This window comes from Flavobacterium sp. MR2016-29 (genome assembly GCF_015350695.1).
In the GTDB taxonomy this organism is placed as follows: domain Bacteria; phylum Bacteroidota; class Bacteroidia; order Flavobacteriales; family Flavobacteriaceae; genus Flavobacterium.
This window is the reverse complement of record NZ_JADKPU010000010.1, coordinates 117,014-140,523: the sequence shown is the minus strand read 5'-3', so window position 1 is coordinate 140,523 and position 23,510 is coordinate 117,014. Positions and strand designations below refer to the sequence as shown.

Below are 23,510 nucleotides of genomic sequence, written 5' to 3'. Positions count from 1 at the left end.
AAAAATAAATTTATTAGAATCCATAATATGAAAAATATAAAAACAATAGTAATTTCTTTTAGCCTTGTGGGTTTAGTATTGCTTGCTGGTTGTTCAAAAGAATCAGATGAGAAAATCTTTACCACTTTAGACCGTTCAGACACCGGAATTGATTTTAGCAATAATCTGAAAGAAAATGATTCCCTGAATTACTTCACCTACAATTATATTTATTTGGGTGGAGGAGTTGCTACCGGCGACATTAACAATGATGGACTGGTAGATATTTTCTTTACAGGAAATCAGGTATCCAATAAATTGTACCTAAACAAAGGAAAACTAAAATTTGAGGATATTACAAAAAAAGCAGGTGTTGGCGGTGATAACCGTTGGTATACCGGAGTTACAATGGCCGATGTAAACGGTGATGGTTTTTTGGATATTTATTGTAGTGTAGGAGGGAAATTCGGACCTAAAAACAATGAACTATATATAAATAATCATAACGGAACTTTTACAGAAAAAGCCAAAGAATATGGCATTGATGATATAGGAAACAGTGTTCAGGGAACTTTTTTTGATTATGATAAAGATGGCGATTTAGATCTATTTGTAGCGAATTATCCGCCAACAAAATTCAATTCGGCAACAGGCGATTATGTACAAATGATGCTTCATGTAAAGGATAATGAATCGGGACATTTATATAGAAACGACGGAAATCATTTTACCAATGTTACCGAACAAGCCGGTGTAAAAAACTATGGTTTATCATTAAGCGCCACAATTGGCGATTTAAATAATGACAGCTGGCCTGATATCTATGTCTCTAATGATTTCAACTCTCCAGATTTTATGTACATCAACAATCAGGATGGTACTTTTAAGGAAGTAGTAAAAGAGGCAATGGCGCATAATTCTTTTTATGGAATGGGTGTGGATATTTCAGACTTTAATAACGATGGAAATTTAGATGTTTTTCAGGTTGATATGGACGCTAAGGATAATCGTCGTAAGAAAGCAAACATGTCCAGCATGAATCCGAAACTTTTTTGGGATGTAGTTGATGCTGGTTTTAACTACCAATATATGCACAATTGCATGCAGTTAAATACAGGAGTTAATGAAAACGGTATTCCACATTTTGGCAATGTATCCCGTATTACCGGAACTTCGTCTACAGATTGGAGCTGGGGACCTTTATTTGCCGATTTTGATAATGACGGAAATAAGGATTTGTTTGTAACGAACGGAACAAGAAGAGAAATTAATAACAATGATTTCTTTCATAGTTTAGAAGCGCTTAATCTAAAACCAAAAGATTTACTTAAGAAATCTCAGGAAATTCCTTCTGAGAAAATTGACAATTTTATGTTTCAAAACAAAGGAAATTTAAATTTTGAGCAAGCCAATAAAAAATGGGGAATTGAGTATAAAGGTTTTTCAAATGGCGTTGCTTATGTCGATTTAGATAACGATGGTGATTTAGATTTGGTTGTCAATAATATAGATGATTACGCTTCTGTTTTTGAAAATTCAAGTTCTAAACGCAATAATTACATCAAAGTAAACTTCAAAGGAAATACTAAAAACACTTTTGGCTTAGGAAACCGTGTTTATGTAAAAACGAAAAAAGGAACCCAGATGCAGGAGCTAACCCTAACCAGAGGGTTTCAATCTTCTGTAGCGCCTGAATTGCATTTTGGTGTTGGGAAAGACAAAACGATCGATGAGGTTAAAGTAGTCTGGTCAAACGGCAAAGTGCAAAAATTAGCAAATGTAAAAGTAAATCAGACTTTAAGCTTTAAGGAGCAAGATGCCAAAGAAGAACCAGCTGTAAAAGCAACTCCAAAAACGCATTTATTCGCGACTGAAAACAACGTTTTTCCTGTTTATAAACACGAAGAAAATAAGTACGATGATTTTAAAGATCAAGTTTTATTGCCTCATAAAATGTCGACTTTTGGTCCTGCTATTGCTGTGGGTGATTTAAATAAAGATGGTTTGGATGACTATTTTATTGGAGGATCTGCAACCTATTCAGGAAAATTATTTATGCAGACTAAAAATGGCTTTGTAGAAAAAAACAGTCAGGCTCTTGAAGACGATAAAGCCAGTGAAGATACAGGAGCCGTTATTTTCGATGCTGATAATGACGGAGACAATGATTTGTATGTAGTGAGCGGTGGTTACGAATTTTTGGTTAACGACCCAAAATTACAAGACAGACTATATCTTAATAACGGAAAAGGCGATTTTACAAAAGCTCCAAAAAGTGTATTGCCAAAGATGCTGACAAGTGGTTCAAAAGTATATCCTATTGATTATGATAAAGATGGAAAACAAGATCTTTTAGTTTTAGGAAGACAGGTTCCGGGGCAATATCCTTCTCCTGCAACAACTTATTTATTGCACAATATAAGTTCACCAACACAGCCAAAATTTGAAGTTTCTAAAAAATCACCTAGAGAATTTACCAATTTAGGAATGGCGACAAGTGCTGTAATTACCGATTTTAATAATGACAAATTAGCTGATATTATTATTGTTGGCGAATGGATGCCAATCCGTATTTTTCAAAATACTGTATCGGGTTTCAAAGAAGTTACCAAAAACATGGGACTTAATGATGATACGACAGGTTGGTGGTGGAGCATTCAGCAAGGCGATTTTGATCATGATGGCGATATGGATTATATTGTTGGAAACAATGGTTTAAACTACAAATACAAAGCAACTCCTAGTGAAACCTTTGATATTTATGTAAAAGATTTCGACAATAATAAACACAAAGACATTGTGTTGAGTTACTACAATGATGGTAAACAATATCCGGTGCGCGGTCGTGGTTGTTCGTCTCAGCAAATTCCAAATATCAAAAAGAAATTCAAAGACTACGAAAGTTTTTCAGAAGCCACTTTGGTTGATGTTTATACTGAAAAATCACTTAAAGAAGCGCTGCATTATAAAGTAAAATCATTTGCCAGTATTTATTTAGAAAATAAAAATGGGAAGTTCATCCTTCACGAACTGCCAGTTGAAGCACAGCTTACCTGCATCAATCAAATAATGGTTGACGATTACGATAAAGATGGTAAACTGGATGTTTTAGTAACGGGTAACATGTATAATTCAGAAGTTGAAACGCCTCGAAACGATGCCGGTCACGGATTATTTTTAAAAGGAGATGGTCACGGAAAATTCAGATCAGTGTCAGCAATTGACAGCGGATTTTTTACTCCCGGCGATGTTAAAAACATGGAAAAAATTAAGGTAAAAGGAAAAACGTACCTCTTGGTTACTAAGAATAACTCTTTTTTGCAAAGTGTTAAAATAAATTAAGCTTTTGTTTTGAATTGTTTTACCTCTTCAAAAATAAAACGTGTTGAACTTAATTGCTAAAATCAGGACATTAACTTGTTCTGGTTTTGAGCTAATTTATTGACTTATATAGTTCTAATTAACCAAAAAAAATAAATAATGAGGAAATTATACCTGTGTTGTCTCTTCTTAATTCCTCTTTTGATCAACGCACAAACCGAAATCGATGCCCTTATGATGAACAAAAATAATTTTTGCTTTGGAGCGGTATACGAATATAGCAGTTGGAATGAGTACTGGGAAGGTACTTTTAAAAGAGAGAATCTTAATTTAGGAACAGTATCTGCTCAAGGTCCCGCACTTATGTGTAATTATGGCATATTTGATAAGCTAAATTTTTTATTTACTGTTCCTTATCTTGAAACTAAGGCTACGGTGGGAACTATGAAAGGACAGAAAGGAATTCAGGATTTATCCTTGACATTGAAATATATGCCAATTAAAAAAACTTTTGGTGCTCTTACTTATTCCTTATTTGCATTAGGAAGCTATTCAATGCCTGCCTCAGATTATGTGGCAGATTATTTACCATTAAGCATTGGCCTTGGCAGCAAAACAGGAACTTTACGATTAATGGGAGATGTGCAGTATCATCGTTTCTTTACTACTTTATCTGCTGCTTATATTAAAAAAGCGAATATTACAATTGATCGAAATTCTTATTTGGCAGATGAAATTCATTACACCAATAAAGTAAATATGCCAGATGCTATAAACATTAATTTAAGATTAGGATATCGCTCATCAAGATTAATTGCCGAGGCTATTATTGACAATTCGGTTACACAATCTGGTGGTTTTGACATTACAAAAAATAACATGCCTTTCCCAAGTAATACAATGAATGCTTTTAAATTGGGCTTGAATGGAAAATATACTTTAAAAAAACTTCCTGAATTAGCTATTGTAGGTGGTTATAATGTAGTAACGGAAGGCAGAAATGTAGGAGAAGCAAGCTCATTATATGGAGGAGTTTTTTACCTGATAAATTTTAAAAATAAAAACAAGTGAGATGAAAAATAATATTCAAAAAATCGTCTTTAAAGGCTTTATACTTCTAATAGTTTTATTAATGTATTCCTGTGATGATGATATTGCGCAACGAAATGAACAGTTTCCACAATTGAACCCTAAAAATACAGACCTTGAAGCTGATACATGGAAGCCTTATCTTTTAACTGCACCTGATGAATTTTCAATAGATGTACCTGTTGCCACAAATACACCTGCTTACACGAGAGAAATTAACGAAATTAAAAGTTTTCAGGTTAATATTAACAATCAACAAAAAAGCATAATAGAATTTTGGAGCGCTGGCAGCGTACTGCGCTGGAATGAAATTATGCGAACATTGGTAGCAAGGCATAATCGTCCGCCTTATCAAAATGAGGATGGAACTTATCCGGCTCCTTCGGCGGCAAATCCATTTGCGTATCCTCAATTTCCATTTTCCAATCCTCCTTATGCAGCGAGGGCTTATGCTTATGTGAGTGCCGCTCAATACGACGCACTGATTGCTGCTTGGCATTATAAAAAGCAGTACAACAGATCAGCACCATATATTATTGATCCCAGTCTCCAAGTATTAATTCCTAAAAATACTTTGCCGTCATATCCATCAGAAGATGCAGTCGTGACGGGGGTTACTGTTGAGCTTTTAAAATTATTATTTCCAACTGAAATTGCTTACATAAATGAAAAAGCTGAGGAAGAAAAATTATACCGTATTATCAGCGGTGCTAATGTTCGCTCAGATGTTGATGCCGGAATTAGTTTGGGCAGAAAAGTTGCTGCAAAATTTATAACTCGGGCTTCGAATGATGGGGCTGGAGTTGCTGGTGGAACACCGGCGATCTGGGCTGCATTAGAATCTCAAACTGCAGCAAGAGGCGAAATTCCTTGGAAATCATTAGAAATACCAGCCAGGCCGCCAATGTTACCATTATTTGGAAAAGTAAAATCATTTTTGATGACAGAAGCAGATGTGGTAGCCAATCGTCCGCCTGCACCTCCTTCAACAAAATCTGAAGTATTTGCAAAAGAATTAGCCGAGATTAAAAGATACAGCCAGGACAATTCTCGTGAGCACTTAGAAATTGTCAGTTTTTGGGCTGACGGAGTAAATACTTACACACCTCCCGGACATTGGAACGCCATTGCCTGTGAAGCTTTTGTAGAACAATCGTACAGCGAAATTCGATGGGCAAGAAATTTAGCCTTATTAAATGTCGCAATGATGGATGCTGCAATTAGCTGCTGGGATGCAAAGTACACTTATTTCAATCCACGTCCGTGTCAAATGGATCCTTCGATTAAAACAACCACAGGAGTTCCTAATTTTCCAGCATATGTTTCTGGTCATTCTACTTTTAGTGCAGCTGCTTGTACTGTTTTATCACATTTTATTCCATCTAAAAAAACGGAATATGAGGCAATGGCTTTAGAAGCATCAAACTCAAGAATGTACGGAGCTATTCATTATAGAAGTGATTGTGAAAAAGGATTAGATTTAGGTAAAAAAGTGGCCGCTTTTGCAGTTGCTAGGGCAACAACTGACGGTGCTGACTAATAGCTGGCAATAGTTTCTAATGAATGGAATTTTCAGGTCTGATTATATGTTTAATATAATTTTTTGTAGAGATAATATGCTCATGTATTTTTTAATGCAATTCTGCTTCATTTCTTATATAAAATGCTCGATTTGTAGGATTCGTATATTTTGTATTCGGCTATTTTTGGGAGCTTGTTAATTAGGCGAATTTTCCATTTAACATTCAATCTAAATTATTTAATGAACCCAAAAGGTCCTCTAAAAAAGATAAAATGAAATTAAAATTTATAGCTGCGGCTTTGTTTTCCGTATTTTTTCAAAGTTCTTTTTCGCAAACAAATGCTACGACAGAAAAAAGAATTCAAAAGTTAATTAAAAAAATGACTTTGAAGGAAAAAGTCGGTATGCTGCATGGCAATTCTAAATTTTATACTGAAGAAGTAAAGCATCTCGGAATTCCGGAATGGGCCTTGTCTGACGGTCCGCATGGAGTCAGAGCAGAAATGAATCGTCATAATTGGCAATATGCTGGGCAAACTGATGATGCTTCGACCTGTTTTCCTCCTGGTACCGCTATGGCTGCAAGCTGGAATTTAGAACTAGCTAAACAGCGTGGTATAGTTTTAGGCGAAGAAGCACGTTTTCGCAAAAAAGATGTTTTGCTTGGTCCTGGAATCAACATTATTCGCTCACCACTTTGCGGACGAAATTTTGAATATTTGAGCGAAGATCCGTTTCTTATTTCACAGCTTTCTATTAATTATATTAAAGCTTTGCAAACGCAGGATGTTGCGGCCTGTGTAAAGCATTTTGTAGCTAATAATCAGGAGCAAAATCGTTTTGTTGTCGATATCACCGTGAGTGAACGGGCTTTACGCGAAATTTATTTGCCGGGTTTCAAATCTTCTGTTGTTGATGCCGGAGTCTTGGGTGTTATGGGAGCCTATAATAAATTCAGAGGTTCTTATTGTACTGAAAATGATTATTTGGGACGAACGCTTTTGCGGGATGAATTTAAATTTAAAGGAGTTTATATGTCGGACTGGGATGCTGTTCACAGTACCGAAAAAGCAGCACTGGCAGGTTTGGATTTAGAAATGGGAACCGAAAAGGAAAATTATAACGACTGGTATTTCGCAGATCCTTTGATTAACGCAGTACAAGAAGGACGAATAAAAGAAAGCCTAGTAGATGAAAAAGTGGCTAATATTCTGAGAGTGATGATTAAAACGAAAGTTTTAGATCCAAAAACACGAATTACAGGTTCTATAAATACAAAAGAACACCAACAAGCGGCCTATCGCTCGGCAGTAGAAGCAGTTGTTTTACTGAAAAACGAAAAGCAAATTTTGCCATTGAATATGAATGCTATAAAATCTGTAGCTATTATTGGTGATAATGCAACCCGTACACATTGCGGCGGTGGATTTAGTTCAGAAATAAAAGCTTTATATGAGATAACACCATTTCAGGCTATGACTGCTAAATTCGGAAAGTCTATGCAAATTAATTTTGCACAAGGTTACGAGAAACAATCTCATGTTGTGGAGAGAAGCAGTGATGGTCAATTAAACACCGACAAGGTAGATTGGAAATTAATTGAAGAAGCAGTAGCTCAGGCCAAAAAATCAGATGTAGCAATTATTTTTGCCGGTTTGAACCATGATTTTGATTCAGAATCATTTGACAGATTGCATATGCGTTTGCCTTATGGACAAGAAACTTTAATTCAGGAAGTAGCGAAAGCCAATCCTAAAACGATTGTGGTGATCATTGCAGGTTCTCCGCTTGAACTGGCAGGTATTGAATCTCGCGTACCTGCAGTAGTTTGGGGCTGGTATGGTGGAATGGAAGCGGGTAACGCAGTTGTTGATGTGTTGAGCGGCAAAGAATTTCCTTCAGGAAAATTACCATTTACGATACCAGTTACTTTAAGCCAATCGCCGGCGCATGCTTTAGGGGCTTATCCGGGACATGATTTGAAAGTAAATTACGAGGAAGATATTCTGGTAGGATATCGCTGGTTTGATACCAAAGGTATTGAACCTCAACATCCTTTTGGTTACGGTCTGTCTTATACAACCTTTGATATCTCTAATGTTGCTTCTGACAAAAAAGTATACGGTGTGAATGATGAAATAATAGTGAAGTTTACTATCAAAAATACTGGAAAAACGAATGGTGCAGAAGTAGTTCAATTGTACGCTGGTCAAACTACGGCATCAGTTTTAAGGCCTAAAAAAGAATTAAAAGCATTCGATAAAATTTTCCTTAAACCAGGAGAAGAAAAAACAGTTGCTTTAAAAATGAAAGTAAAAGATTTGGCTTTCTACGACGAGAAAAGTAACGACTGGAAAGTTGAACCCGGTGAATTTGTATTTTATACAGGTACATCATCCGAAAATATTGTGAATAGTTTAGCTATTATGGTGCAATAAAATTTTTTTATTAAACACTCAAAAAAAAGTTTTTAGATATTTTTTTGGCAGTAATATAGTTTGTGGGGAGCTCTATATTACTGTTTTTTTATTATTCCTAATGACTCATTTTAGAAGATGGTAGTTTAGTTTTCTCTTCTTTCCTTTAGTTCTTTTTCAATGGCAATTTCCATATTTCTATCTATAACGTAAAAGCATAACATAACGGCGCTTATAATGAATATAAATCCAGGATAGATGCTTACGCACAATTTAATTCCTTCTACAGCTGCCGGAACCTGATTGACTTCTTCTGCTACATATCCGTATTTAGATAAAAATGCTGCACCCAACGCTCCGCCAATACTGATTCCTATTTTCAATCCAACAAGCATGGCTGAAAAAACAGTTGCAGTCGCTCTTCGATTGTTCTTCCATTCACTGTAATCGGCTACATCAGCAATCATAGCCCATAATAACGGAATTGTTACTCCGTAAATAAAACCATGAACTAATTGCGTCAGAAAAACCATTGCAATAGCAGTTCTGCTATAAAAATTAAAAAGCAATAAGCTTACAGCGGACAAAAAAATGAAAGTAATGTAAATATTTCTTTTGCCAAATGCGTCTGCTAGCGATTTTGAAAATAAAATTCCTAAAATCATAAAAAGAATTCCGCCAGCATTAAAAAGACTAAATGCAGATGTAGGAACATCTCCAGGCCACTGAAAATCTACTAATCCCATTGCTATTAATGAATTATTAAGATCATGAATAAACGCCGTAAAACCAATATCTTTTAAAAATACGGTTTGCGCAACAGGGTCTAAATAATATTTGAAATAGAAAACATACATTCCACCTTTTAAAGACAACGTTATGAATACCAATGTAGTAACCAGTAGTATCACCAGCCACGGGCGATTTTTAGTAAGGTCGACAAAATCCTGTTTGACTGACGATTTTTGATGCCTTGCAGGTATAATCCTTTCTTTGGTGGTAAAAAAAGTAATTAGAAAACAAATGATTCCTATAACTGCAAAGAGAATCATGGTATTTTTAAAACCAACGGCTTTATCACCATGTCCAAAAATTAAAACTAATGGCAATAGGAGCGACTGAATTATAAATTGCGCAATCATTACAGCAACAAAACGATAGGATGAAAGACTATTTCTTTCTTTCATATCTCCTGTTAAAACACCACTTAAAGCAACATAGGGTAAATTATTTGCTGAATAGATTATAACAAGAAAAAAATAAGTCAGCAAGGTGTAAATTATCTTACCGTTTTCACCAAAATTAGGAGTCAAAAAAGAAAGAACAGCACCAATTCCAAAAGGTACGGCAGTCCATAATATCCAAGGCCTGAATTTTCCCCAGCGCGTGTGGGTACGGTCAGCTATAATGCCCATAATAATATTAAAAAAAGCGCCGACAAAGCCTCCAATAAAAATAATAATACTGGCGGTTCCGGCAGGAATTTTATAGACATCAGTATAAAAGAAAGCTAAAAAGGTAAGTAAGGTCTGAAAAATCAAGTTCGCCGCAAAATCTCCTAAACCGTAACCTATTTTTTCCAGTACAGAAAGCTTTTGCGATGTATTGCTTATCAATGTAGTGGTTGACTTTTTTCTGCTTATCCCCATGTGTTGATTAAAAAATATTTTAGAGCGATATATCATTGAAATAGTACTTCGTTTTCATTTCATTTTTATAAAATGTTAAATGTAAAAATAGCTTGAAAGTTGAAATAAGATTGTCAATTTTGAAGCCTTTAATAGCAGATTTGAAGCATTCTTTGGTTATAGCAAATCTATTAAATTTAAATTGCTATTTTAGCTTTTGATTTTAAAAACAACTGAAAATCAACATCATTATTCATACTTTTTTCATTTCATATATGCGTATTCTATATCTTTTATTGATTGTTTCCTGCTTTTTTATTGGTTGCAATAAAAAACAGCATATTGAAGAATATCACAAATATACCAATGATTTAATTAATGAAACAAGTCCGTATCTTTTGCAGCATGCGCACAATCCTGTTGATTGGAAAGCATGGAATCAGGAAACATTGGAAAAAGCAAAAGCAGAGAATAAACTTATTATTATTTCTGTAGGATATTCTGCTTGTCACTGGTGTCATGTTATGGAAGAAGAAAGTTTTGAAAATGAGGCAGTAGCCAAATTAATGAATGACAATTTTATCAGTATAAAAGTGGATAGGGAAGAGCGTCCCGATATTGACCAAATTTACATGAATGCCGTTCAGCTAATGACAGGTAAAGGCGGATGGCCGCTAAATTGCATTGCACTTCCTGATGGACGCCCTATTTTTGGAGGGACTTATTTTACCAAAGAAGAATGGACAAAAGCCTTAACAGAACTTTCTGATTTGTATAAAAAAAATCCAGAGAAGGCAAGTGAATATGCAGATAAATTAGTGGCAGGTATTCAGAAATCACAATTAATCACAGCTAATAATAGTCAGCCTGATTTTAAAAATTCAGAACTTTCTGAAGCCGTACAATTATGGCAAAAAGAATTAGACTATAAAGAAGGCGGCTTAGTTAGCGATACCAAATTTCCAATGCCAGGATCATTGAGTTTCCTCCTTCGTTACAGTAATCAAAATAATGCCAAAGCAACGCAAGCCTATGTAAATACAACACTTGTAAAAATGGCTAATGGCGGAATTTACGATCCAATTGGAGGAGGTTTTTGCAGATATTCGGTAGATTCAAAATGGCATATTCCTCATTTTGAAAAAATGCTTTACGACAATGCACAATTAGTGAGTTTGTATGCTGATGCGTATTTGATAACAAAAGATGATTTGTATAAAAAAACAGTGATTGAAACATTGAATTTTATAGAAAAAGAACTGATGGCTTCCAATGGTGCTTTTTATTCGTCTTTAGATGCAGACAGTAAAAACAAATCAAATAAACTAGAAGAAGGCGCTTATTATGTTTGGAAAAAAGAGGAGTTGCAGGCACTTTTAAAATCTGATTTTCTACTTTTTCAGGAATATTTCAACATAAATGAAAAGGGTTTATGGGAAAATGGAAATTATGTTTTATTTAGAACACAATCTGATAAAGACTTTGCAATCAAAAACAAAATGACGGTTACAGAACTGGATTCTAAAGTAAAAAATTGGAAGCAAATACTTTTAACAGCCAGAAACAAAAGAGCAAAACCTCATTTAGATGATAAAACCTTAACCTCATGGAATGCTTTAATGATAAAGGCTTATGTTAATGCTTATTGTGCATTTAAAAATCCGCATTATAAAGAAGTTGCCTTAAAAAATGCCAATTTTATTTTGAATAATCAACTCCGGAAAGACGGAAGTTTATACCATAGTTATAAAGAAGGTAAAAGCAGTATCGCTGGTTTTTCAGAAGATTATGCAACGGTTATAGATACCTTTATTGAGGTGTATCAAATTACACTTGATGAAAAATGGCTCAATAAAGCGAAACAATTAACGGATTATACGATAACTCATTTTTTGGATAAAAAGTCGAGCCTGTTTTATTTTACATCTAACGCTTCAGCAGATTTAATAACCAGAAAAATGGAAATTCAGGATAATGTAATTTCAGGTTCTAATTCGATTCTGGCGAATAATCTATTTTTATTAGGACATTATTATTCTAATGATACTTATAGCAAAACTGCAAAACAGATGCTGAATAATATTAAAGCAGATGCCTTACAAGCACCGACCGAATATTATAATTGGCTAAATTTAATGCTGAATTATACCGACAATTATTTTGAAGTTGCCATTTCCGGAAAAGACGCTCTAATTAAAACGAGTCAACTTCAAAGCTATTATTTGCCCAATATTCTTATTGCCGGAGCAACTAAAGAAAGTCAACTTGCTATTTTAGAAAATCGTTTTGTCGAGAATCAAACTTACATTTATGTCTGCGTGAACAAAGCCTGCAAAATGCCTGAAAAAGACATAAATGTGGTAGTGGCTAAAATAAAGAATGGTTTGCAGTGAACGAATGCCTAAAACTAAAAAGTCTTTTATAAATTTAATTTTAGCAGAATCTTTTTTTTTCGATTATCATTCGAAATTATCTTTTTATTCTATACGGCACCTCATTGTTTTAATCATTTTGTATGGTAATTGCGTAAGATTTTTTATTGTAATTATTTGCAACTAATTGATAATAAGTTTCTTGATTTAACTTTTGCGAGTTATTCATAGAAAATGCAGTAAGTCCTTTAATTTGTCAAACTTCTTAATTAAAATAATCATCTAAACTGATATTGTGTATTTTTTTAACATAAAAAATATTTATAATGTTTTTTATATAGTTTTTTTTAATGATTCTAACTGTAAATATTTAAGCAACCGGTTGTGTATTAATTGTTTTTATTTATATTTGTGATAAATACACTTATTAAATTTAGTATAATGTAATTGTTATAAAATTGAAGATTATGATTTTAGGTTTAAAAATTAATGTTGGTTATAAGTGTTATTTTACAAATTGGTTTATAACTAAGTTTAAGAGTTAGTTTTTAAATTAAAAGCCGGAAGCTTAAACACTTTCGGCTTTTTCGTTACGCTGGAATTATACGATATGTAATTCGATAAAGGTTTCTTTTAATTTAATCTTTACGCCATGAAAAAAGGTATTAAGTTCATTTTCGTCTTTTTTGTTTTGCTTATTCATGCTGTTACTTTGGCGCAAGCCCAGAATCCAATACTTTTTACTGATGTGCCTGATATGTCCATAATCAGAGTAGGTGAAAATTATTATATGAGCAGTACTACAATGCACATGAGTCCGGGTTTGCCTATTATGAAATCGACAGATCTTGTCAATTGGAAAATCATCAATTATGCCTATGATACTTTGGCAGATATGCCGGAATTAAATTTAACAGAAGGAAAAAGCACGTATGGTAGAGGTTCCTGGGCAAGTAGTCTGCGTTTTCATAACGGAATTTATTATGTGACTACTTTTGCACAAACTACAGGTGAGACCTACATTTTTAAAACGAAAGATATAGAAAAAGGGAACTGGCAAAGAGTTTCTTTTAAACCGGATTATCACGACCATTCTTTGTTTTTTGATTATGACGGTAAGGCTTATTTAATCTACGGAGCATGCAAAATCAAACTGGTTGAACTCAATGATGATTTAACCGGAATTAAACAAAATGTTCCGGATAAAATTATTATAGCGAACGCCAGTGCACCTGCTGGAAACAATATTATGCTAGGTGCAGAAGGTTCTCAGTTATTTAAAATAAAAGGAAAATATTACCTTTTTAATATTTGCTGGCCTCAAGGCGGAATGCGTACTGTAATAATTCATAGAGCTGACAATATTAATGGTCCGTGGGAAGGAAAAGTAGGTTTACAGGATTTAGGCGTTGCTCAGGGCGGACTTATAGACACTCCCGACGGTCGATGGTTCTCTTATCTTTTTCGCGATTATGGAGCTGTTGGCAGAATTCCGTATCTGGTTCCTGTAAAATGGGAAGACGGTTGGCCAATATTAGGCAAAAATGGAAAAGTTCCTGAAAAATTAGATCTGCCAGTAAGTAAAAGCTTAATTCCGAATTTGGTTGCCTCAGATGAATTCAACCGCAAAAAAGGGGAACAAATGCTGCCATTAGTTTGGCAATGGAATCACAATCCGGATAATACACTTTGGTCTTTAAAAGAAAGAAAAGGATTCCTGCGCCTTAAAACAGGAAGAATTGATACTGATTTTCTCTTAGCAAGAAATACACTAACACAACGTACAATTGGTCCAGCAAGCTCAGCTTCTGTTTTTTTGGATATTTCTAAAATGAAGGACGGTGATTTTGCCGGATTATCTGCCTTACAAAAAGAATACGGACTGGTTGGAGTGAAAGTAGAAGAAGGCAAAAAATCAATAGTAATGGTAAATACCAATAAAGACAAAGCTGTTGAAGTACAGCGAATTGCTTTAGATCAAAATCTGGTTTATTTTAAAATTGATTGTGATTTTACAAACAAAAAAGATGAAGCCAATTTTTTCTACAGTCTCGATGGAAAAGTTTGGAACCCGATAGGCGAAACTTTAAAAATGAAATATACGCTTCCGCATTTTATGGGCTATCGTTTTGGATTGTTCAATTATGCGACAAAAAATACTGGAGGATATGTTGATTTTGATTGGTTTAGAATTAAATATTAAAAAGATAAATTATGATTATAGATAAAAGTTTCGCAAATGAATTTCTGATTAGGATTCACGTTTTGGTATTGGTGTTCGGATTGATTTTACCAGTTTTGGTCGTTGGTCAAATTAAAAAGAAAGCAGAAAAATCAGAATCCAGACCTAAGTACCGCAATCTTTTTAAGGAAGCAGGCTATAGTCAGGCTGAAATAGATAAGAAAGTAGCCAAAGCCTATTATGACGTTTTTGAAGGTCCAAACAAAGTGTATTTTGAAGAAGGTGATTCTTTAGGATATGTTTCGGATGTTAAAAACAAAGATGCCCGTACAGAGGGAATGTCGTATGGAATGATGGTCGCTGTTCAACTGAATAAAAAAGAGGTTTTCGACCGCATCTGGAGATGGTCTGTCAAATACATGCAACATCAGGAAGGACCAAGAGAAGCTTATTTTGCATGGAGTGTAAACCCTGAAACTAAAAAACGAAATTCGCCCGGCTCTGCTTCAGATGGAGAATTATACTATATCACCAGTTTGCTTTTTGCTTCTAATAGATGGGGAAATGATACCGGAATAAATTATTATAAAGAAGCCAGAAGAATACTCGATGCTATGTGGAAAAAAGACGGTACAGCTGGTATTCATAATATAATAAATACGGAACACAAGCAAATATCTTTTGTGCCAGAAAGAGGAGGTTATAACTGGACAGACCCCTCTTATCATGTTCCAGCCTTCTATGAAATATGGGCTTTGTATGCGAAAGATGGTCACGAGCAATTTTATAAAGAATGTGCCGATGTGTCTCGCAATTTTCTCCATAAAGCTACTCATCCTGTAACAGGACTAAATTCAGATTACACCGAATTCACAGGAGAACCACATCCTACACCATGGATGCCTGGAGGATTTCGTTATGATTCGTGGCGTGTTCCTATGAATATTGCAATGGATTATATGTGGTATGGAAAAGATAAAAAATGGCAGGAAGAATATGCTGTAAAATTCCAAAATTTTCTTAGATCCAAAGGATTGGACACTTTTGAAGATCAATTTAATCTGGATGGTTCTAAACCAGAGTTTATACTGCAAGCCGGTCCCGTTAAAAAACTCAGACATTCCATAGGATTAGTAGCGACTTCGGCAACAGCATCACTTGTCAATCCCGATAAAACAAGTATGGATTTTGTTCATGCCCTTTGGAATGCGAAACTGGAACCGTATGAAGATGGTTACTTCGATCCGTATTATGATGGATTAATGTATCTCTTCAGTTTAATGCATCTTAGTGGGAATTATCAAATTATCACGCCAACAGTAAAATAATTTTTTTAAATCTAAAAAATAAAAAATATGAAACAGTACACAATTGTTATGGTATGGGCATTTATTTTATCAGGTTTTATAGGTTTTTCACAAACAAATCAAACTGCTATTGCCGAAGATTTTAAACCTTCAACCCTTAATCAGCCCGGACAGGAATACCCGCAAGTTAATTCTCAGGGTTATGTACGATTTCAAATTCTTGCTCCCGAAGCCAAATCTGTAGTAGTAAGCCTTGGATTAGGTGGAACAAAAGGAGGAACCGTTCTTGTAAAAGGAGAAGACGGTATTTGGCGTGGAACCACAGCAGGCGCCATGGATGAAGGCTTTCATTATTATCATGTAACTATCGATGGAGGCGTTTTTAACGATCCGGGAGCACTTAATTTTTACGGTTCTACGCGTTGGGAAAGCGGCATTGAAATACCCGCACATGATCAGGATTTTTATGCGTTGAAAAATGTTCCGCACGGAAACGTACAGCAAATTCTTTTTCCTTCAAAAAGCACTAATACCTCTCGCAGGGCTTTTGTTTATACCCCACCAGGATATCATAAAGATAAATCAAAGCAATATCCGGTTTTGTATTTACAACACGGCTGGGGAGAAGACGAAACAGCATGGAGCAATCAGGGACACGTCAATTTGATCATGGATAATTTGATAGCAGAAGGCAAAATAAAATCATTCATTATTGTAATGACGTACGGTATGACCAATGAAATTAAATACGGTGGTTTGGCAAGTTTCAAAATAGAACCCTTTCAAACGGTTTTGGTAGAGGATTTAATTCCGTATGTGGATTCAAATTTCCGTACGCTGGCAAATTCGGCTAATCGTGCGATGGGTGGTTTATCAATGGGAGGAATGGAAACAAAAATGATAACTCTTAATAAACCGGAGGTTTTCTCTTATTATGCACTTCTTAGTGGAGGAATTTATAAACCGGAAGACATTAAAGATAAATCAAAAGTAAAATTGATCTTTTTAAGTTGTGGAAGCAAAGAGCGGCCTGATGGTATTAAAGATGCTGTGGCAACTCTTAAAACTGCTGGTTTTAATGCGGTTCCCTATATTTCTGAAAATACCGGACACGAATTTCAAACCTGGCGTCGAAGCTTCAAAGAATTAGCACCACTTTTATTTAAAGAAAAGTGATTTCCAGGATTACTAATTCATTCATTTTAATATACAGTATCTGGCGATGAATTGTATTTGCCCCAAAACATGACATTCAAACAATTCATTTGTCCAGGTACTTGTTGTTGGTTTTAATAATTAAATATAAAATTATGCGCAAACTTAGTAGTATGTTAGTAGTGGTTTTCAATAAAACTTTATTAAAAAAAGTAATTATATTTTTTTGTTTGTTTAGTCTTGCAAATAAGTCATTTTCTCAGAATTTAGTATTAAACGAAAAAGAATATTTTGAAACTCCCGGACTTAATGTCTGGGTTTTTAACAACGAATACAACGGAATGTTTTTTGACGAAAAAACGGCCGGAATAGAATTTATTCATCATGGTAAGGGCTCATTTTATAAATATATGAAGCCGAACTGAAATAAGGTTTCGTGCCGACAATTCCTCCATCTGCAAAATGGCTCATGCCTCGTGTGTTTGTTATTTCAACCCAATGCAGCGCATCGATGTATATGCCAAGATACCAGCTGTCGACTTCATCAGGATCGGTTCCGGCCAAAAGGTCAAAATTTCCAGTGATTATCAAACGCTGGATATGGTGCGCATAGGCAAATGTGAGGGACTGCGTTATGGCGTCTTTAAGACAGTTCATTTTGGTTTTGCCTGTCCAGAACCATTCAGGCAATTTTTCCTTATGGCCGAAAAAATTTAATGCAGCATATTCCGGCATCTTGAGCCAGTAAATGCCTCGCATGTATTCCCGCCATCCAATAATCTGGCGTACAAAACCTTCCAGTTGGTTGTAAGCAATAACTTCGGGATGTTTCTCCCATTTTGCAATTGCAGTTTGTATGACTTCAGCCGGAGAAATCATTTTTGTGTTTAAAGAAAATGATAATCTGGAGTGGTATAAGGACCACTCATTAGGGAGCATTGCATTCTGGTAAGAACCGAATAAAGGCAGGCATTCATCTGTAAAATAATCAAGGAGGTCGAGGGACTGTTTCCTGTTTACAGGCCATATAAAATTTGTTTTGTCAATAGATCCGATCGTTTTAATATCGGTCTGTAAAATGGCATCCACTATATGGGAAACATTATTATTAAAAACTAAAGGGGGAGCGGGTCGATGATTTTTAGGCAGTTTTTTTCTATTCTCATGATCATAATTCCACTGGCCTGTCACTGGGTTGTCTCCTGAAATAAGGATATGATGTTTCGCATGGCGCGATAAAAACTTTCCATCAAAAAAGTTTTTTTGCCTTCAAAGAATTTTCCGAGTTCATTACGGGTACTGAAAAAATGATCGGTATCGTAAACTTTAGATGCAATACCAAGCTGGGATGTAAATTTTTTTAATACTGCATCTACGCGGTATTCATCGGGCATCAGGTATTCGAATCTTGTGTAATGATCTCTCTCTATGATAAAGGACAGATTGGCCTCAAGAGACTATAAATTGTCTTTGTCGTTTATTTCCAGATAAATGCAATGATGTCTTTTGGATTTTAGGTAATTGCAAAACTGGCGTATTTCTGCAAAGAATCCTGTTGTTTTTGTATGTGGTGTATGGCATAGTCTGTTTCTGTGCGGATTTCCATCATCACATAGGTTATTGAATTGTCTGTGGTTTCATACCAGGAATGATTGCTGTTTAACTGATCTCCAAGTATGAGCCTTAAAGTTTTGGTTTCCATATTATTTGCTGCTTCTGCATTTATCACTGCAATATTTCACTTCGTCCCACACCTTTTCCCATTTTTTTCTCCATGCAAATGGCCTTTGGCAGGCAGGGCAGGTTTTAATGGGCAGGTTCTGTTTCTTAACTCCTCGCATTTTTTTGTTTATTTCTAAAACCCCAGACAATATCACTGGCGTATTTCCGCGTTTCTTCTATGTCAACTATCGGCTCTGGATAATCTTTGCCTATTTCGCATTTGTAAAATTGCTGTTCAATAAGATTTAATTTCCAGGGTTCATGAATTAATTGTGATGGAATTTCAGCCAGTTCAGGCATCCATCTCTTTATAAAAACACCCTCTGGATCGTGCTGTTGCGAGTTTTTTATGGGATTGTAAATTCTAATGGTATTGCCTGCTGCTGTACCTGCCTGCATCTGAATCTGCGGATAATGAATTCCGGGTTCGTAATCTAAAAACTGTCTTGCCAGAAAATGCAGTTCGCGCCAGTCCTGCCACAAATTGAATGTAAAAAAGGAAACTAGCATCGCCCGCATTCTAAAGTTGATATAACCTGTTTGCACTAAACATCGCATGCAGGCATCTACAATAGGAACGCCGGTTTTGCCATCCTGCCAGGCTTTTATATAGTTTTCATTTTTTGGCTTGACCAGGGAATCATAATCTTTGTTTATATTTTCAAATTCAATCTGGCAGTCATTTTCAAATTTTTGCATAAAATGGCAATGCCAGTGGAGTCTGGAAACAAAATTAAGCATGGCTCTTTTGTTGGGCGATCCTTCATAAAACTGATTGGTATATTGATACACCATCCGCATGCTTATGTTTCCGTAAGTTAAATAGGGAGAGAGACGGCTGCAGCCTTTTCGGCTTAAGGCTGGTTTGGAAATGTGCCTGCTGTAATTTATATGTCTTTCTTTTGCAAAACTTTGCAGATAGCGCCATGCCCAATATTCGCCCCCTTGTTGAAAGTTTTCATTTCGGTTTGTAATTTCATTCGAAAGTGCTTTTCCTATTAGTTCCAGGTAAAAATCAGGATTTAAATTTTCAAATTTAAAAGCATTCAGGTCAATCATTTTAGGTATTGCCCGCATTGTTTCTTCCCAGCGCTTGTCCCAATCTTGTTTTGACCGCAGCTTTCTTATCACTCCGTGCAGCTGGGATTGTTTCCAAACGATATTATTTTGATCAAAAAAAGACTGCATTTCAATATCCCTGTCAAAAGTGGCTTTGTTGCCGATTTCCTGATGCGAAAACACTGTCTGGATATTATAAAGACTGCATAGGTACTCAAAAACAGTCTGGACTTCGTTATGAAAATAATAGATCTGCGCGTCAATCGGCTTTAATTTAGACTGCATTTCCCTTAAGGATTCATAAACAAAACGCCAGTGACGCACATCAGAATCATCGCACGCCATTACTGATGGCTCAAAAAAATACAACATAAGAAGGGGGATATTTTCCTGCTGTGCCATAAAAAGAGGTTCATGATCTGTAAAACGCAGATCACGTTTGAACCACATAATATTTAACTTTTTTTTGTTCAACTTTTAAGCAGTGATGTAATTTCTTTATCAGGCTTTGCATAACTTAACCTGTCTAATTGTAAAGTTTTATGATGGCTGTGCGGACCGGAACAAGAAATAATATTGGATTTTTCTACATCGACAAAACCAATTTCCTACAGCATCATAATTGGCTTTACTATTTTTTTTGTTTAATTATTTCCAGATAATATTAAACAAAAATAAGCAATTTATGTTTATAAAGGTTTAATGATTAGCAATAGTGTGCATATTTCAATAAAATCAGGTTTGCTAAGATGTCGACTGAGTAGTACTGTTTGTTTTATTATAAACACTGTATTCAATTCCGATAAGGCGGCTATTAAATACATTTTTTGGTATTATTATCAATGTATGTTATAACATAAGCAAGCCTTCACTATTTCAACTAAAAACTGATTGAATAGTATTTTTTTTAAATAATTTTGTAAGTTTTCTTCATATGAATTGCGCTTTCTTGATCTAAAAGTTTCGACTTAAACTTCTTAAGCCTTGATTTTTTGTAAATAGTTGGAAATTTTATCTCTAATATTATCGGCTCTGTCATAAATGAAGATAACTTTTATCTTAGAATTTTAAATACTAAAGCTCATTGCTATCCAAAGTGCTATTGTAAGGGGATTATAATTGCAGTAAATTAATAATTCTTTTAAACGGAAAAGAAAGACAGCTTACCACAAAGATTCAGCTCAGTTTATAGTATAATTTACTGAAAAGCCATATTTTAATATTCCAACATGTTTTTTTATGGTAATTTCTTATAAAAAGAATTATAAATTATTTATTTTTATGAATGAAAATAGCAGACATATCTTACATATGTATATTTAGTTTTAAGCAAACAAATAAAAATTCAGTTATATGTATAAACCACAAATTCCTAACAATGAGGATCGGCGCTTAAAAGCTTTAGATACTTATAAAATATTAGATACATTACCTGAAGAAGAATATGATGCCCTGACAAAAATAGCAGCTGAAATTTGCGGCACTCCAATCGCATTGGTAACTTTAGTTGATGATACCCGGCAATGGTTCAAATCGCATCATGGTTTAAATACGACCGAAACTCCGAGGGATTTAGCTTTTTGTGCACATACAATAAATACGCCCGATGAATTATTCATTATTCCGGATGCTAGTAAAGACAAGAGGTTTTATGATAATCCCTTAACTACAGATGACCCTCACGTAATATTTTATGCAGGAGCTCCTTTAAACAGTAAAGAGGGGTATTCTTTAGGGACAATTTGTGTTATTGACACAAAGCCTAGAGAAGGCCTTACAGAAAGCCAAAAAGAATCATTAAAGGCACTGGCAAAACAGGTAATTTCTCAATTTGAACTTCGAAAAAAAAATAGTCTTTTAGAAAGTCTGAATGATGAAATTTTGAAAAAAAATGTGCAATTGAATCAATTTGCTTATCGATTAACTCATGATTTAAAAGTTCCTATCCAAGGGGTGAACTCTTTGATAACTTTTATAAAAGAGGATCATAAAGAACTTATAAAAAATACTACGTTAGAGGAATGGATCGATCTAATTTATTCCAGAAATGAATACATGGAGTTTTTAATCAACGGGATTTTAGAATATACCAAAGTTAGCAATGACAAAATTTGTTTAGAATATTTTAATGTACAAAACATTATTCAATATATAGTGGATAACAATGCTTTATATACTCTGGCGCAAATTCATTATATTAATTGTGATGCTGTAATAAAGTGTTCCAAAATTGGTTTTATTCAAATTATTCAAAATCTTTTGTCAAACACAGTAAAACACACTGACAAACAAAAAAGTAATGTCTGGATATCTCTGGAAGAAGATGAAACTAGTTATTCATTTATTTATGAAGATGATGGACCAGGCATACAAGAAGAATATTGGGAAAAAGTATTTGAATTATTTGAAACTGTCAATCAAAAATATGCTAAAAATTCCGGCATTGGCTTATCAACTATAAAAGCTATATTAGAGCGATTAGGAGGCACTATCTATTTGAAAAATAGAAAAAATAATCAAAGAGGTGCTTGTTTTTGTTTTGTTTTACCAAAAGAGTAAAACTGCTAATTTTTTTTGGATTTACTTAATTTCTTAGGAGTAATTAGCTGCGGAAAATCAAAGTAAAAAAACTTCTCATTTAATAAAAAATGGAAATAATGTGGACATTTAAATTATTACTTCGGTAGAATTACATTGCCGTTACTAATTTTTAATTTGTAGAAAGCTCAGGCTTTGGGCAAAAAGGGCGTCATGTTTTCGGTATTAGCAACTCTTTTGAAGATGTAGGTAAATTCAAAAAAGATTTTAAATGTGCAAAATTCCAATTGTAATGACAATGTAATTCAGGAAGTACCTATAATATTGACCTGCTTTTAAATGTATTTAATTTTTTAAATGGTTAATACTAGGAATTCTAATCAACTAAATAATGCAATTGTAAATGGTAATTAACTTTGTTAAATTGTTTTGAAAATTATTTTTAGATTCTTTCTTAATTCTGATACAAATCTAAGTCGATACTCAAATTTTGTTTATTTTTTTCGATGAATAGTAGTTTGCTGTCGGTGAATCTTCCATCTTTACGGCTGACTTGTAATTGATTGGAATTGAGAGGTAGACAAATTAGTATTAAAGGGAAATAATGCTATTTTTTAATTTTCTTTTAAATATTCATAAGAAATTTTTTATTGAAGAATTGAAAAATATATTCATTCATCGACACTTAATTCCCATTCATCGACACTTACAGAAGAGTTAACGAATAAAGTCATGTTTTCACGTACAGTAAGGTATATTTATTATAATATTGGTATACATCAAATTTTAAAAATAAGAAAATGGCAAAATCTTTAAATATTCTATTAATAGAAGATGATGTAATAGAAGTAATGAAATTTTACAGAGTATTAAAAAAATTAGAATTCAATCATCAAATTATCGAAGCAACTAATGGTGAAGAAGCACTTGATATATTGAATAAGAAAGAGATAGTGCCAGACATTATCATTTTAGACCTTAATATGCCAAAATTAAATGGGATTGAATTTTTGAATATTTTAAAAACAGACGATGTATTAAAATTCATACCCGCAATTATATTAACTACTTCCAATAACCATAAAGATGTAATGGAGTGTTATAAAATTGGTATTGCAGGATATATTTTAAAACCTTTGAAATATGAGGAATATGTAGACAGGATAGCAAAACTACTGACCTACTGGAGTATAAATGAAATAATTTCGCAGTAATACAT

The 23,510-nt window shown here is 34.3% G+C and carries 15 protein-coding genes and 1 pseudogene; 10 read left to right on the top strand and 6 right to left on the bottom strand.

Features of this window, described 5'->3' with window-relative positions; genetic code table 11:
- Nucleotides 1–27: 27 nt before the first annotated feature.
- The 4 genes from IR010_RS18460 (at nt 28) to IR010_RS18445 (ending at nt 8,349) form a co-directional block, all read left to right on the top strand.
- Entirely contained in the window at nt 28–3,321 is a 3,294-nt protein-coding gene (locus IR010_RS18460) for a VCBS repeat-containing protein (RefSeq protein WP_194605850.1), read from the top strand.
- 138 nt (nt 3,322–3,459) lie between these two features.
- Entirely contained in the window at nt 3,460–4,371 is a 912-nt protein-coding gene (locus IR010_RS18455; RefSeq protein WP_194605848.1) for a hypothetical protein, read from the top strand.
- A gap of 1 nt (nt 4,372) precedes the next feature.
- Nucleotides 4,373–5,929, top strand: a complete 1,557-nt coding sequence (locus IR010_RS18450) for a phosphatase PAP2 family protein (protein WP_194605846.1) — start codon at nt 4,373–4,375, stop codon at nt 5,927–5,929.
- 254 nt (nt 5,930–6,183) lie between these two features.
- A complete protein-coding gene (locus IR010_RS18445) occupies nt 6,184–8,349 on the top strand; it encodes a beta-glucosidase family protein (protein ID WP_194605844.1) in 2,166 nt (721 codons plus the stop codon).
- 125 nt (nt 8,350–8,474) lie between these two features.
- On the opposite strand, the gene IR010_RS18440 is transcribed toward IR010_RS18445, so the two are convergent.
- On the bottom strand, nt 8,475–9,977 hold the full coding sequence (locus tag IR010_RS18440) for an MFS transporter (protein ID WP_194605842.1): 1,503 nt from the start codon (nt 9,975–9,977) through the stop codon (nt 8,475–8,477).
- A gap of 254 nt (nt 9,978–10,231) precedes the next feature.
- Here IR010_RS18440 and IR010_RS18435 point away from each other — a divergent pair, with 254 nt between their 5' ends.
- The 4 genes from IR010_RS18435 to IR010_RS18420 all read left to right on the top strand — a co-directional run bounded on the left by IR010_RS18435 (nt 10,232) and on the right by IR010_RS18420 (nt 16,993).
- Nucleotides 10,232–12,349, top strand: coding sequence for a thioredoxin domain-containing protein (locus tag IR010_RS18435; RefSeq protein WP_194605840.1), 2,118 nt, complete (start codon nt 10,232–10,234; stop codon nt 12,347–12,349).
- Nucleotides 12,350–12,980: 631 nt separating this feature from the next.
- The gene (locus IR010_RS18430) at nt 12,981–14,531 is read left to right on the top strand and encodes a glycoside hydrolase 43 family protein (RefSeq protein WP_194605838.1); all 1,551 of its coding nucleotides are present in this window, start codon (nt 12,981–12,983) and stop codon (nt 14,529–14,531) included.
- Between the two features lie 11 nt (nt 14,532–14,542).
- A complete protein-coding gene (locus IR010_RS18425) occupies nt 14,543–15,838 on the top strand; it encodes a glycosyl hydrolase family 8 (RefSeq protein ID WP_194570647.1) in 1,296 nt (431 codons plus the stop codon).
- Nucleotides 15,839–15,865: 27 nt separating this feature from the next.
- Nucleotides 15,866–16,993, top strand: coding sequence for an alpha/beta hydrolase-fold protein (locus IR010_RS18420; protein WP_194605836.1), 1,128 nt, complete (start codon nt 15,866–15,868; stop codon nt 16,991–16,993).
- Between the two features lie 354 nt (nt 16,994–17,347).
- On the opposite strand, the gene IR010_RS20175 is transcribed toward IR010_RS18420, so the two are convergent.
- The 5 genes and pseudogenes from IR010_RS20175 to IR010_RS18405 form a co-directional block, all read right to left on the bottom strand.
- Nucleotides 17,348–17,911 carry a hypothetical protein gene (locus IR010_RS20175; protein WP_228515199.1) on the bottom strand — a complete coding sequence of 188 codons (564 nt, stop codon included), beginning with the start codon at nt 17,909–17,911 and terminating at the stop codon, nt 17,348–17,350.
- 150 nt (nt 17,912–18,061) lie between these two features.
- Nucleotides 18,062–18,369, bottom strand: a pseudogene (locus IR010_RS20170) (cryptochrome/photolyase family protein); the annotation flags it as partial.
- 116 nt (nt 18,370–18,485) lie between these two features.
- Nucleotides 18,486–18,674 carry a cryptochrome/photolyase family protein gene (locus IR010_RS20165; RefSeq protein WP_228515197.1) on the bottom strand — a complete coding sequence of 63 codons (189 nt, stop codon included), beginning with the start codon at nt 18,672–18,674 and terminating at the stop codon, nt 18,486–18,488.
- A gap of 1 nt (nt 18,675) precedes the next feature.
- On the bottom strand, nt 18,676–18,813 hold the full coding sequence (locus IR010_RS18410; protein ID WP_194570645.1) for a DUF2256 domain-containing protein: 138 nt from the start codon (nt 18,811–18,813) through the stop codon (nt 18,676–18,678).
- Nucleotides 18,800–20,203, bottom strand: a complete 1,404-nt coding sequence (locus tag IR010_RS18405) for a cryptochrome/deoxyribodipyrimidine photo-lyase family protein (RefSeq protein ID WP_228515196.1) — start codon at nt 20,201–20,203, stop codon at nt 18,800–18,802. Before IR010_RS18405 ends, IR010_RS18410 begins: the two co-directional genes overlap by 14 nt.
- A 903-nt stretch (nt 20,204–21,106) precedes the next feature.
- On the opposite strand from IR010_RS18405, the gene IR010_RS18400 reads away from it, so the two are divergent.
- Both IR010_RS18400 and IR010_RS18395 read left to right on the top strand, forming a co-directional pair.
- Nucleotides 21,107–22,312 carry a sensor histidine kinase gene (locus tag IR010_RS18400; protein ID WP_194605834.1) on the top strand — a complete coding sequence of 402 codons (1,206 nt, stop codon included), beginning with the start codon at nt 21,107–21,109 and terminating at the stop codon, nt 22,310–22,312.
- A 779-nt stretch (nt 22,313–23,091) separates the two neighbouring features.
- Nucleotides 23,092–23,505, top strand: a complete 414-nt coding sequence (locus IR010_RS18395) for a response regulator (RefSeq protein ID WP_029268498.1) — start codon at nt 23,092–23,094, stop codon at nt 23,503–23,505.
- The last annotated feature ends 5 nt before the right edge of the window (nt 23,506–23,510 follow it).

Excerpts from the sequence above, each read along its gene's own strand:
- IR010_RS18420 (WP_194605836.1), top strand. The coding sequence starts at position 15,866 with ATGAAACAGTACACAATTGTTATGGTATGGGCATTTATTTTATCAGGT.
- IR010_RS18450 (WP_194605846.1), top strand. The coding sequence starts at position 4,373 with ATGAAAAATAATATTCAAAAAATCGTCTTTAAAGGCTTTATACTTCTA.
- IR010_RS18425 (WP_194570647.1), top strand. The coding sequence starts at position 14,543 with ATGATTATAGATAAAAGTTTCGCAAATGAATTTCTGATTAGGATTCAC.
- IR010_RS18400 (WP_194605834.1), top strand. The coding sequence starts at position 21,107 with ATGTATAAACCACAAATTCCTAACAATGAGGATCGGCGCTTAAAAGCT.
- IR010_RS18455 (WP_194605848.1), top strand. The coding sequence starts at position 3,460 with ATGAGGAAATTATACCTGTGTTGTCTCTTCTTAATTCCTCTTTTGATC.
- IR010_RS20175 (WP_228515199.1), bottom strand. The coding sequence starts at position 17,911 with ATGCTCCCTAATGAGTGGTCCTTATACCACTCCAGATTATCATTTTCT.
- IR010_RS18395 (WP_029268498.1), top strand. The coding sequence starts at position 23,092 with ATGGCAAAATCTTTAAATATTCTATTAATAGAAGATGATGTAATAGAA.
- IR010_RS18405 (WP_228515196.1), bottom strand. The coding sequence starts at position 20,203 with ATGTGGTTCAAACGTGATCTGCGTTTTACAGATCATGAACCTCTTTTT.
- IR010_RS20165 (WP_228515197.1), bottom strand. The coding sequence starts at position 18,674 with ATGGAAACCAAAACTTTAAGGCTCATACTTGGAGATCAGTTAAACAGC.
- IR010_RS18460 (WP_194605850.1), top strand. The coding sequence starts at position 28 with ATGAAAAATATAAAAACAATAGTAATTTCTTTTAGCCTTGTGGGTTTA.
- IR010_RS18440 (WP_194605842.1), bottom strand. The coding sequence starts at position 9,977 with ATGGGGATAAGCAGAAAAAAGTCAACCACTACATTGATAAGCAATACA.
- IR010_RS18435 (WP_194605840.1), top strand. The coding sequence starts at position 10,232 with ATGCGTATTCTATATCTTTTATTGATTGTTTCCTGCTTTTTTATTGGT.
- IR010_RS18430 (WP_194605838.1), top strand. The coding sequence starts at position 12,981 with ATGAAAAAAGGTATTAAGTTCATTTTCGTCTTTTTTGTTTTGCTTATT.
- IR010_RS18410 (WP_194570645.1), bottom strand. The coding sequence starts at position 18,813 with ATGCGAGGAGTTAAGAAACAGAACCTGCCCATTAAAACCTGCCCTGCC.
- IR010_RS18445 (WP_194605844.1), top strand. The coding sequence starts at position 6,184 with ATGAAATTAAAATTTATAGCTGCGGCTTTGTTTTCCGTATTTTTTCAA.